A 12124-nucleotide genomic window follows, 5' to 3' on the forward strand; every position below is an offset into this window, starting at 1 on the left:
TGGGTAAAAGCCCATCTAAGCATTCAGCAGTCAACCATTGGCCTTTGGCAAAGTGTGCCCATAAGCACATCAAGTAGCGTGGCCATAGCCCATAAGCTGATACGCGACACGCTGATAGCTGAATGCTTACGTTAACTTTCTATCATCTTATGAATAATTGTGGTTGGAGCACTTTGGTAATAAATTTGGCAGGATAACGGTTGCAGTAAATCCTGCTTATACTAGCCAGAATTGTTCTGAGTGCGGCGAAATTGTGAAAAAGTCTCTATCAACTAGAACCCATATTTGTAAGTGTGGATGTCAGTTAGATTCGCCGAAGGCGACGCTACGCGAACGAGACCATAACGCCGCCATTAACATCCTCGCCCATAGCATTGGGTACGGTGGGGCACATCGGAACCCTGGTCTTAGACCGAAACGCTTTCGGAGAACTGTCCTCTACTCTTCCTGGTTCCGACCTGGTTGAGCAAGACGGTTCTGTGAACAAAGAATCCCCGCGTCTTTAGACCGGGGAGTGTCAAATTCCTTTGCAACGAGCCAGAAAGATTGCTCAGTATCGTCAGGCAGAACGAAAGTTGATTCGACCATAGAGTTAAGTGCAACATTTTTGAATTAAGAATTAAGAATTAAGAATTAAGAATTAAGAATTAAGAATTTGGAATTCTACATTCTACATTCTACATTCTTAATTCTGCATTCTACATTCTACATTCTTAATTCTGCATTCTACATTCTACATTCTTAATTCTGCATTCTACATTCTACATTCTACATAAGACATCAAACTGCTTGTGGTTGCATTTGTGGCTGGAACTGGAACAGGGAGAATACCACATTGCGGCGGATATCGATCATCATTTCCAAGAACATCTCATAGCCTTCCTGCTTATACTCAATCAGGGGGTCTTTTTGGCCATAACCTCGTAATCCCACTGACTCCCGTAGGGCATCCATGGATTGTAAATGCTCTCGCCAGAGGTTATCGATTTGATTCAAGATAAAGAATCGCTCAGCTTGCCGCATTAGTCCTGGCTGGATTTGATCGACTTGAGCTTCCTTGATATCATAGGCTTTGCGGACTTCTTCATGGAGGAAGGTTTTGATTTCCCCAACCGTCATATCTTCTAGATGCTGTGGTTCTAGATCTTGCAGTAAGTAGACAAATTCTTTGACCTTTCCTACCAAGCTCTCTAAATCCCACTCTTCTGGTGGTAACTCTGGGTTAACGTAGGCGTCTACAATATCACTCATAGTCTTTTCGGCATACTGGATGACTTGTTCTTTGAGGTCTAGTCCTTCCAGCACTCGCCGTCTTTCTGCATAAATTGCCCGCCGTTGGTTGTTCATTACCTCGTCATACTCAAATACCTGCTTCCGGGTATCGTAGTAGAAGGTTTCCACTTTCTTCTGGGCATTTTCTAAGGAGCTGGTGAGCATCCCGGATTCGATGGGCATATCTTCCTCAACCCGGAACATATCCATCATTTTTGCTACGCGATCGCCTCCGAATATCCGCAGCAGATTGTCTTCCAAACTGAGGAAAAATCGGGTAGAACCGGGGTCCCCTTGCCGTCCAGCTCGTCCTCTGAGCTGGTTATCAATACGGCGGGATTCATGACGTTCAGTACCAACAACGTGCAGGCCACCTTTTTCTACCACCTCATCATGTTCTCGGGTGGTGAATGCGTCATATTCCCCTCGAATTGCTTTATAGACTTCCCGCAGCTTTTGAATAACTGGGTCATTGGTGGGAGCATTTTCTGAAGCGATCGCTAATTTCTCTTCTGCTTCTAGTTCCGGTAAACTCTGCTGTCCATATTGTTCAACTGCAAAATTTACTGCCTCTTTTAGGCTTTGTTCCGTTTCCCGGGACAATTTGGTCGGGAAAATCTGAGGGCTAACTTTCCAGCTTTTCGGTTTCTTTCCTGGAGCAAACCCAACAGCATCCGATTTAGGCTTGGCAGTAGTTACCGCTATGGGGGCAAAGGCTTCGTCTTCCTCCGGCTGCACTATTTTGGGCATAAAATATTCCCGTAGCTTCAGCCGTGCCATGAAGTCAGCATTACCTCCCAAAATAATATCTGTTCCTCGCCCGGCCATGTTGGTGGAAATAGTCAAAGCTCCTTTCCGTCCTGCCTGAGCCACAATTTCTGATTCCCGCTCTACATTTTCGGGTTTAGCATTGAGCAGGTTATGGGGTACCCCTTTTTCGGCTAACAGACCCGACAACAACTCGGATTTTTCTACACTCGTGGTTCCCACTAGCACCGGACGGCCTTGTTCATGGAGTTCAGCACATTCTTCTGCTACTGCCCTCCACTTAGCTGGCTCGGTCTTGTAAACCACATCGGAAACGTCTCGACGTTTAGAGGGTTTGTTAGTGGGAATAATCGTAACTTGCAAGTTGTAGATTTTTTCAAATTCCGCTTCTTCTGTTTTCGCGGTACCTGTCATACCGGCGAGTTTGGGATAGAGCAAGAAGAAATTCTGATAGGTAATGGTTGCCAGGGTTTGGGTTTCATTTTGAATGTCTACCCGTTCCTTGGCTTCTATGGCTTGGTGTAGACCATCACTCCACCGGCGTCCTGCCAACACTCGGCCAGTGAACTCGTCTACAATCACTACTTCCCCATTCCGCACGATATAGTTGACATCTTTCTGAAAGAGTTCCTTAGCCTTCAGGGCATTGGAAATATAATGAGCCCAAGGGTCTTTGGGGTCGTACAAATCTTTAACCCCTAGAAGTTGCTCTGCTTCGATAAAGCCTTCATCGGTCATCAAGATGTTACGGGCTTTTTCATCAACTTCGTAGTGTCCTAGTTGTTCAGCATTGTCTGGATCTTCTGGATAGAGCATGCGGGCAATTTCTGCGGCCTTAATGTACTTCTCGGTCGGTCGCTCCACTTGCCCAGAAATAATCAGTGGGGTTCTGGCCTCATCAATCAGTACTGAGTCTACTTCGTCAATGATGCAATAATTAAATGGACGTTGCACCACATCTGACATTGCTGTGGCCATGTTGTCCCGGAGATAGTCAAAGCCTAACTCACTGTTGGTGCTATAGGTAATATCACAGGCATAGTTCTTTTGCCGCTCGACCGGGGACATGCCCGATTGAATCAGCCCGACCGTCAGACCTAGGAAGCGATGAACTTGTCCCATCCATTCCGCGTCCCGACGGGCTAAGTAGTCGTTAACGGTTACAATGTGAACCCCTTTACTATCGATGGCATTGAGGTAAGCTGGTAGAGTAGCCACCAGGGTTTTTCCTTCACCAGTTTTCATCTCTGCGATTTGTCCTTTGTGCAGGACAATGCCACCCATGACTTGGACATCATAGTGACGCATACCCAGCACTCGCTTTCCTGCTTCCCGCACTACAGCAAAGGCTTCTGGCAGAATTTGATCAAGAATTTCATCACGCTCTTGACTAGTGTTGGCTTTCTCCAGCTGCTGTTTAAACTCTGTGGTTTTGCCCCTGAGTTGTTCATCCGATAGTTGCTGGATGTCTTCTTCGAGGAGGTTAACTTCTACAACATCAGGTTGGTACCGTTTGAGCTTACGTGCGTTGGGATCACCAATTAGTCTCTTAAGCATAGCAGGAGAGGGAGATGTATAGTTGTGGGATGTATAATTGTGCGTTTAGGTACACTTTTATAGATATACTACCAAACTCCTGTGTCAAAATATGGGAAAATAGGGTAATAGGTAATTCAGCACTGACCCAACTATACCTTATTCTTTTGCTTGGGATACCCATCATGCCATCATCCCATCTTAAGCATTCAGCATTCAGCATTCAGCATTCAGCTAATGGGCTACGCCCACGCTACTTGAGGTGCTATCAGCTAATGGGCTACGCCCACGCTACGGGAACGGCGGACGCTACGGAAGGTTTAGTTTAAGCTGACCGCTGACCGCTGAATGCTTACATCCCATCATCGCTTTTCCATTCCTGCGATCGAGTCACTCTTCCAAGGAGAAATTAAAACAATTAATCGCCGGAATAGGTAAGTAATCATTCTTTTTGAAAGGTATGGTGTCAGGGATTTTAATCCTTCTCGCTGGACTTTTCTGAGGTAAAAGACAATTCCTCTGAAAAAATCATGCCAGCGTCTCCCCCAGTATTCTTTCTGAATTCCACCTGGATCAAGACGTATATTGTATGGATTGTAATTATATATATTTAATGAATTGAGTTGAGTTAGACCTTCTTGAGCGGCAAACTGTTCATAAGTGATGCCATTGTTCCGAAACTGGGGATTAGTATCGGGATAAATCCATTCCGATACCATCCAATCTTGACTAGCAAACAAGAATTCTGCACAGTTTTTCGTTACCTGAGCATATTTCAGTCTAATCCCAATGGGAATTTCAGCCCAAGGACCATGCTGCCAGACGAAATCTGGGTCAAAAAATGCTTTAAATGCCAAGTCTTTGCCATTAATTCTCAGGCGAGCTACCCGACCAACCATGCCAGCTCCAGCTATTTCTACCTCAACCTTCATTCCCCCTGTAGATAGCATTTCAGGATGAATTGGAGCTGGTTGTGTAGGCAAATCCTGGCAGGGCAAATCCTGGTATAGCATGGCCTTGGAATATAACCCCTTGGGGTTGACTTCTAATTTTTCTCTGGAAGGCTTCACCTCTCTTGGTGCGCTTTCCCTAGGTCGGGAAACCCGACCGGGGTCGCACCGCTCTACAACAGATTTTGGACTGTGCTGACATACTCTGGTTTTTTTTACTAAAACAACTGTCTTGTTTACCCTACCTAATCTAAGCCGCACTCTTTTTAGGTAGAGTGTGACTCGGTGTCCTTCTGAGGAGGTACTACTGACATACTTGGCTAATTTGTCTAAAAATTGTCTTAACTCTTGGATGGTAATCCCGTTAGTTACATCCAGTAACTCCGAAGGTGGGGCATAAAAATATAGCTTATTTTGACCAGTAGATTTGATCACCTGTTGGCAGAGGGCATGAAATTTCCTGGGAGACATCAGTTTTTGCTGAGCCTGACGTATAATTGGTGCGACGAGCGATTCCTCCCACTGCTGGTAATCTGCCATGGTATTATCCTTTTTCTGCCAAATTTATTATTATCTACTGTTTTAATCATCTTTGAGATCTAAACTTCACACTTCTTAACTATTTTGGTGAGGGGTGAGGGTTGGTGGTCAGTAATCGTAAGCATTCAGCAATCAGCCTTCAGCCTTCAGCCTTCAGCCTTCAGCCTTCAGCCTTCAGCCTTCAGCCTTCAGCCATTCCCCTAGCGTGCCCATAGGCCAAGGCTCAAGCTAAGGAAACAGCAGACTTAACTCAGATTAAACAAATGCTTACCTCTTTTATTCAAAATGCTTTCCTCATCAATAAGAATGTGCATAACCCATGAGCTGATACGCGACACGCTGATAGCTGTTCGCACCTCAAGGAGCGTGGCCATTCGCGTAGCGTGGCCAACGGCCAAGGCCAAGCGTGCGCGTAGCGCATTAGCTGAATGCTTACGTTCCTTTGGAACCGCTTCGCGATCGCATAAAAATACCACCAGAGAGGGGGGTATGGGAACATTCGTTAAGGTAAGCTACGTCTATCTCGTCTATCTGTGTAAGTATTTAGCGATCAGTTATCAGCTATCAAGGATGGATCTTTAGTTCGACTCTCTTGGTGCGCCTTCCCTAGGTCGGGAAACCCGACCGGGGTCGCACCGCAAAAACACCTGACTAAAAAGGTGAAACAAACCTAACTAAACGCCTTTAGCTGATAGCTGACGCTTTTACCTCATCTATCGCTAGCTGAAATAGCATTGCTCTTCCACAGGAGGTCAGCAATATGAAATTCTCAATTGTGCTTCTCACAGGACTGATGGCTCTAGTGCCTGTCGCTCCAGTTAAGGCTGAAAGCGGTGCGACCCCGGTCGGGTTTCCTGACCTAGGGAACGCGCACCAAGAGAGTCCCATCGTTGTTGGGGATAGTAACCGAGACGTTCTCATCTCTTCATTCGGGCGTAAATACAAGAATCGTTCACGCCGCAGGCGTCGGCGCATCTATTATCCCAGGCGTGGGCGTGGGCGGGTGCGCATCTATTCTCCTAAGCGTGGGGGGGTGCGAATCTATTCTCCTAGGCGTGGGCGCGGGCGAGTCTATTATCCCAAGCGCAGGGACGATGAAATCTACTATCGTAACCGTAGGGGAGTAAGAATATATTCTCCCAGGCGCAGGCACGATTCGATTTTTTATCGTTACTAAAAGATTCAAATCCGATTGGTATCGATCACCATTAAGGGAAGTTTGTATTATAGTAGTATATGTAATACAAACTTCTTTAATATGACACTTGGGTTGGACTATAGTCCGGTTGACAACTCACAAGACCTTGAGCAGATTGGGGTGATTATATCTCAGTGCTTTGGGGTTTCCGTAAGTGACTGTGAGGCTTACATTGAGCGTATTGGTACTGAAAACTTTCGCATCATTCGCCAAGCTGGAAATGCGATCGCTCATTTAGCAATTTATCCGATGGCACAATGGTACGGTGGTAAACCTGTGCCGATGGCAGGAGTTGCTGTGGTTGGTGTAGCGCCAGAGTATCGCGGTCAAGGGGTAGCTTACCAATTAATGGCTGAGACTATCATGCAACTCCATGACCAGGGCGTGCCAATTTCTACTTTATATGCTTCTACTGACACCCTATACCGGAAAGTAGGCTATCAACGAGCAGGAAACCGTTGCCTGTGGAAATTGTCTACCAAAACGATTTCGTTAAGCGAACGCAATCTTCCCATGCATCGAGTGGAGCCAGAGAATTACCAGATCTTCGAGGAGATCTATCACCAACAAGCTCAAGCCAACAATGGGAATTTAGACCGCCATCACGCTATCTGGAAACATCTGGTGAAACCAATAGTAGCAAAACCAGAAGAAACTATCTATAGCTATCTGATTGGTTCAGAAACTCTACCGGAAGGTTACATTATTTTTACTCAACAGGAAGACGATCACGGGCTTCGGATTACGATTGACGATTGGGCATTGCTGACCACAGCTGCTATCAAGCGTTTTTGGACTTTTATCGCTGATCATCGCTCCCTAGTCAAGCAGGTGTATTGGTATAGTTCTCCCCATGACCCGTTAATGTTACTGTTACCAGAACAAACGGCAAAAATTGACACTCGATATTACTGGATGTCACGAGTGATTGATGTTCCCAAAGCCTTAGAAAAGCGAGGTTATCCGGTAGGAATTGATGGGGAATTACACTTAGAAGTTGAGGATGATTTGATTAGTGCTAATAACGGTAGATTCCGTTTACGTGTTAATCAAGGGCAAGGTGAAGTTACTCCAGGAGGTAATGGGGATCTTCAAATTAGTATCCGAGGCTTAGCGTCTTTGTATACTGGTTTATATAGTCCTAGACAACTGCAACTTACCGGTTATTTGAAAGCCACAAACGAAGCTTTGTCAGTAGCGACATTATTGTTTTCTGGATCTGAACCTTGGATGCCAGATATGTTTTAATATAAGCAGTCAGCGCTCAGCGCTCAGCTATCAGCTATCAGGTTATGGGTCACAGGCTAGAAGCCTGTGCCACGATTTGTCAGAGGCTTGTTATATCATATTCAGATAATAATTTATCAAAAAACATAGCTTACTTCTGGTAAGTAATTTCCATCTTCATCCCCTGTTCCCTGTTCCCTGTTCCCTGTTCCCTGTTCCCTGTTCCCTACTATTTATAAATGTTCAACCGAACATGATATTACTCTTGAGTTGGATTCAACCAAGCTCTTAAATCCTCAAGATTAGAGAAATCTAAACAGGCTTCACTCAACCCTTCCAACTGATCCAGTGATAGTTGATGAATTTGCTGTTGCAGTTCACTGGGTATTTCTCCTAAGCTACGGGATAGCAGACGGAGTATCAGTGCTCGTTCTCGTTGTGCTCCTTCTTCTCGACCTTTTAGCAAGCCTTCTTGTAACCCTTCTTGTCTAGAAGTTTCGACAATATTATTCATGTCTCGGTAATATTTGAGACTATTTTGGTAGTTATCCTGTTCAGTGCGAGAAAAGTTAGCAATTTCTGCCACATCAAACAGTTGATTGAATACCGACTCTTGGAAAGGTTGAGGGCGATTGTTTAATTCTGAGAGATTTTTTAGGACAAACAGCCATTTATCAAAATGTGTTTCTAACTGGTCTAGAGTTTTGGTAAACTTGGGCAACTCAATGTAAAGGAATTTGAGTTTGTCATAAAATACCTGACAATCCTGATTTTTTAGCTCCACGGTATGTAGGATTGTCTTATCGTCTTTATGGTCGTCAAAAACAAAATCTAACACCCCGACAGTATAAACCGCCTTTAACTGATAATTCCAATCGCATTTTTGCGCTTGTTCTTGGATCGGAAATGTGGAATAATAAACACTTCTATCTTGAAAGAAGTTTTGTTTTGCTTTTTGAATCTCGACTATAAAACGTTCCCCAGTTTTGGATTGACAATAGATGTCAAAAATCCCTTTGCGGTCTACAGGAGTATTTCCTAAATTTTCCGTATTCTTGAAGGTGACATCTTCAATGTGATGTCGGGGTGGTAAAAGGGTGTTTAGAAAATCAATAAGTAGCCCTTTATTTGGCTCAGTACCAAAGACACGCTTAAAGCCAAAATCGGTGAGTAAACTAATGTACTTATCTTTGAGTGGATAGGCCATGACACTGCTAGAGCAATCGCCCCATTGATGCTCATGTATGAATGGATTTATTTGATAATATTATACTATATTTTTGATAAATTTGCAAGTCACAAAACTAGTATAAAAACAGTTTTATTTAAGTCAATAAAAACTTAAATAAATGTCAAAATTAGCTGAATGCTTCTAATTCACTTAAAAATTAAGTTATTCTAACTCCTGACTCCTAACTCCTGACTCCTGACTCCTGACTTCTTCAGGTATAGTGTTTATGATAGTTAAGGTACATCTAAACTTTATTCCCTACTCCCGTCTTGATGCAGTCGCTCATGGGGGAAACCCCCAAGACCGCGCTGCATCGCTACTCCCTACTCCCTATTCCCCTTAACGATGAGCAACGCCAAGTATTGGAAACCAGCTTACCAACTGTTTAACCCAGAGCAACCCCTGACGACACCAGAGGAAATCAGAGACTTTTATATCCAGCGAGAGGATAGTCCAGTAGAAAATTTAATCCCTATTCTGGAAATGGAAGACCAGCCAGTTAAGTTTTTATTAGCCGGTCATCGGGGCAGTGGAAAAACAACGGAATTGCGACGAATTGAACAGGAGCTAGCAGAAAATTATGCTGTAATCTGGGTGGATACGGCAACAGCTCTCGACCGGTATAACATTGGTTATGCTGAGGTGGTGGTGTTGATTGGAATGGAGGTTTGTCGCCAAGCCATTAAACCAGGCTGGTGGTCAAATCGGGATCAGCGCTTACTGGATGATTTAGAAAATAGCCTGACCACCGTAATTTATCAAGATAAAGAAACAGATAATGAACAGTTAGAATTACCAGAGGTTTTAAAAAAAATGGGGTTAATTATCAAACGGGGATTAACTCGGGATATGACCAAAACCCTTAACGTTCGCCCTGCTGTTAGTGACATTATTGATCGGGTAAACGCTATTATCAAAGCTGCTGAAAAAGACCGCAACCAAAAATTATTGGTAATTGTAGATGGTCTCGATCGCCATGATTTGAGAACCGCTCTGGAAATGTTTGCTAGTCCGCTCCTCACAGAATTAGAGTGTCATATCATCTACACGATTCCAATTTCTTTACGATATTCCCCTAGCTTTCGCCAACCCATGGAAAGCTTCCAATGTTTGGATTTGTATAATTTGCCTGTATTCGAGTGCGATTGGCCTACGGCCACGCTACGCGATCGCAATTCTGGTCCCACCTCAACTGCTAACAAAGTTGGTCGAGATATCTTGAAGTCTGTGATTACCAAACGATTAGCTAAAATTAACGAAACAGATCTATTCACTCCCGATGCCCTAGAGCTCTTATCTGAAAAGAGTGGCGGTGTAATCCGGGATTTAATCCGACTAGCGCGGGGGGCTTGTCAGGTCGCCCTGAAGAAAAAAAAGGAATATGTAGACACAACCATTGCTAAGGAGGCGATTCAAGAAGAACGCAAAGCCTATACTATCAACGACTATCATTTTCCGGAATTGGCTACTGTTCACGAAACTGGTCGCTTAACTACCAATACCCATCATTTGCCCAAGCAAGGCAACATTGTGATTTGTGATGAACTTTTACAAAATAAGTATGTCTTAGGGTATTACGGTGACCATACCTGGTTTGATGTGCATCCAATTATTATCGAAGACTTGGAACAGTGGCAAGCTAGTCAGAATTCAGCTGTTAGCTCTTAGGTTTTAGGTAAGCATTCAGCATTCAGCATTCAGCATTCAGCATTCAGCATTCAGCATTCAGCATTCAGCTATCAGGGGCTTGTGGCCAACCTACTTGAGGTAATTTTGGCGTTGCTGATTCTGGGTATGGTTTTGCCCCCCTAGCCCCCCAATTTTGGGGGGAACAAGACTTTCAAAGTCCCTTCCGGTGCGCTTTCCAATGGGCGAGTAAATCGCCCTTGGGTCGCACCGCAAAATTGGGGGATTTAGGGGGCTTGACTAAAACCAGATGTCCGCGCATTCATTCCTTGATTCAGCAACGCCGTAATTTTGAATAAAATAAGCTGTTCGCTTAGCTTGAGCCTTGCCCTATGGCCACGGGACAGGAATGGCTGACAGCTGACTGCTGACGGCTGAATGCTTACGTAGCGTGAGCTAAAAGCGGACGGCTGACGGTCTAGGCTTTGGGTTTTGTTAGAATTAAACAGCCCTGCTTAAAAAGGGGGGAAGGGCATGGGTAATCGGGAATGGAAGCAATGACACAGACACTCTCAAAACCAAAAGACCAACGGCTGATTCACTCTGGGATGAATTGGCAACAATTCAAATTACTGGAACAGAGCTTTGTTGATTCACCAGGAATACGGTTATTCTACTACAGAGGAGAAGTAGAAATCTTGGCAGTTTCTCAAGACCACGAAACCTTTAGCCGCTTGATCGGGATTCTGTTAGCTATCTACTTTGAAGAAAAGGGAATTGAGTTCACCCCTACAGGAAGCTTTACCCAAGAAAAACCAGGGGTAGCCTCAGCACAAGCGGATGAGTCTTATTGTATCGGAAAGCCAAAGAAAATTCCAGACTTATCTATCGAAGTAGTTTTTACCAGTGGTAATCTCTCCAAACTCAATCGCTATCGGGAGTTGGGTGTACCTGAAGTCTGGTTCTGGGAAGATGGTCTATTTACCTTACATCATCTCAGAGCAGACGGTTACGAACGAATTTATACCTCAGAGGTGTTACCAGACCTAGATATGGAGTTGTTAACTAGGTCTGTAGTAATGGCGTCTACAGTTGAGGCAATGAGGTTTTTCAGAAAGGCAATTTCTGAGTAGTCGCGATGGTAATGAGTAATAGGGAATTTAGAATTTAGAATTTAGAATTGATAGGGTTTCTTGCATCTATTATGAGGTACTCTTCTCAACCTCATAAATCCAATAAATTAACGATTTTTGTGAATACTAATCCTCCCTCCCACACTCCCCATCTCCCCATCTGCCCATCTCCCCACTCTCACTCAATACTCACCCATGGCAACAGCCCCTGACCCATTGACTTCCGCTGACCATAATGAGCTGGATAGCTTAGTCACCACTCTAGAACTATCCAGTGGCACCACCATTATTTTTGCGATCGCTCCCGAAAGTGGTCCCAAGCATCCAGTGGTGGAGCAGTTTACATCTGTTGTTAATCAAGAAGCCTTTAGTGAGGAAGGGTTTCAGGTTCGCAATTTTTTCTACAGTCAGGATTCGTTAATTAATTTTCTCTACGGTCTTAATCCCCTAGATCAAGAGACCTCTGTCAACACTCCTGCTCCCAGTCGTCCTCTAATCATGGCCTTCGGGATTGATCAGTTGGAGATACCTCGTCGCATCAATGAGCTAAAACGACTGAATGTCGGTAGAGAATCCCTGTTTGAGCGAGACATGGTATTGATGTTTTGGCTCAATAAACCACAATTTTTGGATGAGTTTCGCC

11 protein-coding genes and 1 pseudogene are annotated in these 12124 nt (G+C 44.3%); 7 read left to right on the forward strand and 5 right to left on the reverse strand.

The annotated features are described in order from the left end of the window. Positions 1-160: 160 nt before the first annotated feature. Positions 161-506, forward strand: a pseudogene (locus tag F6K38_RS16090) (zinc ribbon domain-containing protein); the annotation flags it as partial. Here the strand turns inward: F6K38_RS16090 and F6K38_RS16095 are convergent. Next, complete coding sequence (locus tag F6K38_RS16095; protein WP_008181467.1) at positions 439-588, reverse strand: hypothetical protein; 150 nt, start codon at positions 586-588, stop codon at positions 439-441. The pseudogene F6K38_RS16090 and the gene F6K38_RS16095 sit on opposite strands and share 68 nt — an antisense overlap. A 192-nt stretch (positions 589-780) precedes the next feature. After that, positions 781-3597 (reverse strand): preprotein translocase subunit SecA, encoded by a 2817-nt coding sequence (gene secA, locus F6K38_RS16100; protein ID WP_008181469.1) that lies wholly within the window; start codon positions 3595-3597, stop codon positions 781-783. A gap of 164 nt (positions 3598-3761) precedes the next feature. Between secA and F6K38_RS16105 the strand changes: the two genes are divergently transcribed. Continuing rightward, positions 3762-3905 (forward strand): hypothetical protein, encoded by a 144-nt coding sequence (locus F6K38_RS16105; protein ID WP_229414379.1) that lies wholly within the window; start codon positions 3762-3764, stop codon positions 3903-3905. A 33-nt stretch (positions 3906-3938) separates the two neighbouring features. On the opposite strand, the gene F6K38_RS16110 is transcribed toward F6K38_RS16105, so the two are convergent. Together F6K38_RS16110 and F6K38_RS16115 are read right to left on the reverse strand one after the other, a co-directional pair. Further along, positions 3939-5066 (reverse strand): hypothetical protein, encoded by a 1128-nt coding sequence (locus tag F6K38_RS16110; protein WP_287356924.1) that lies wholly within the window; start codon positions 5064-5066, stop codon positions 3939-3941. A 280-nt stretch (positions 5067-5346) separates the two neighbouring features. Then, a complete protein-coding gene (locus tag F6K38_RS16115) occupies positions 5347-5565 on the reverse strand; it encodes a hypothetical protein (RefSeq protein WP_287267289.1) in 219 nt (72 codons plus the stop codon). Between the two features lie 261 nt (positions 5566-5826). Between F6K38_RS16115 and F6K38_RS16120 the strand changes: the two genes are divergently transcribed. Beyond that, entirely contained in the window at positions 5827-6243 is a 417-nt protein-coding gene (locus tag F6K38_RS16120) for a hypothetical protein (RefSeq protein WP_131827015.1), read from the forward strand. An 81-nt stretch (positions 6244-6324) separates the two neighbouring features. Next, complete coding sequence (locus tag F6K38_RS16125) at positions 6325-7512, forward strand: GNAT family N-acetyltransferase (RefSeq protein ID WP_008181473.1); 1188 nt, start codon at positions 6325-6327, stop codon at positions 7510-7512. A 238-nt stretch (positions 7513-7750) separates the two neighbouring features. On the opposite strand, the gene F6K38_RS16130 is transcribed toward F6K38_RS16125, so the two are convergent. Further along, positions 7751-8698 (reverse strand): Rpn family recombination-promoting nuclease/putative transposase, encoded by a 948-nt coding sequence (locus tag F6K38_RS16130; RefSeq protein WP_008181476.1) that lies wholly within the window; start codon positions 8696-8698, stop codon positions 7751-7753. A gap of 369 nt (positions 8699-9067) precedes the next feature. Between F6K38_RS16130 and F6K38_RS16135 the strand changes: the two genes are divergently transcribed. The 3 genes from F6K38_RS16135 to F6K38_RS16145 form a co-directional block, all read left to right on the forward strand. Next, positions 9068-10390 carry a P-loop NTPase fold protein gene (locus F6K38_RS16135; RefSeq protein ID WP_287356925.1) on the forward strand — a complete coding sequence of 441 codons (1323 nt, stop codon included), beginning with the start codon at positions 9068-9070 and terminating at the stop codon, positions 10388-10390. A 515-nt stretch (positions 10391-10905) separates the two neighbouring features. Continuing rightward, on the forward strand, positions 10906-11481 hold the full coding sequence (locus F6K38_RS16140; RefSeq protein ID WP_044492501.1) for a Uma2 family endonuclease: 576 nt from the start codon (positions 10906-10908) through the stop codon (positions 11479-11481). Positions 11482-11676: 195 nt separating this feature from the next. Continuing rightward, the coding region (locus F6K38_RS16145; protein ID WP_287356926.1) for a hypothetical protein at positions 11677-12124 on the forward strand (448 nt) is incomplete at its 3' end.

Source organism: Moorena sp. SIO3B2, from assembly GCF_010692525.1.
In the GTDB taxonomy this organism is placed as follows: domain Bacteria; phylum Cyanobacteriota; class Cyanobacteriia; order Cyanobacteriales; family Coleofasciculaceae; genus Moorena; species Moorena producens.

Excerpts from the sequence above, each read along its gene's own strand:
- F6K38_RS16095 (WP_008181467.1), bottom strand. The coding sequence starts at position 588 with ATGGTCGAATCAACTTTCGTTCTGCCTGACGATACTGAGCAATCTTTC.
- secA (WP_008181469.1), bottom strand. The coding sequence starts at position 3,597 with ATGCTTAAGAGACTAATTGGTGATCCCAACGCACGTAAGCTCAAACGG.
- F6K38_RS16105 (WP_229414379.1), top strand. The coding sequence starts at position 3,762 with ATGCCATCATCCCATCTTAAGCATTCAGCATTCAGCATTCAGCATTCA.
- F6K38_RS16110 (WP_287356924.1), bottom strand. The coding sequence starts at position 5,066 with ATGGCAGATTACCAGCAGTGGGAGGAATCGCTCGTCGCACCAATTATA.
- F6K38_RS16115 (WP_287267289.1), bottom strand. The coding sequence starts at position 5,565 with ATGTTCCCATACCCCCCTCTCTGGTGGTATTTTTATGCGATCGCGAAG.
- F6K38_RS16120 (WP_131827015.1), top strand. The coding sequence starts at position 5,827 with ATGAAATTCTCAATTGTGCTTCTCACAGGACTGATGGCTCTAGTGCCT.
- F6K38_RS16125 (WP_008181473.1), top strand. The coding sequence starts at position 6,325 with ATGACACTTGGGTTGGACTATAGTCCGGTTGACAACTCACAAGACCTT.
- F6K38_RS16130 (WP_008181476.1), bottom strand. The coding sequence starts at position 8,698 with ATGGCCTATCCACTCAAAGATAAGTACATTAGTTTACTCACCGATTTT.
- F6K38_RS16135 (WP_287356925.1), top strand. The coding sequence starts at position 9,068 with ATGAGCAACGCCAAGTATTGGAAACCAGCTTACCAACTGTTTAACCCA.
- F6K38_RS16140 (WP_044492501.1), top strand. The coding sequence starts at position 10,906 with ATGACACAGACACTCTCAAAACCAAAAGACCAACGGCTGATTCACTCT.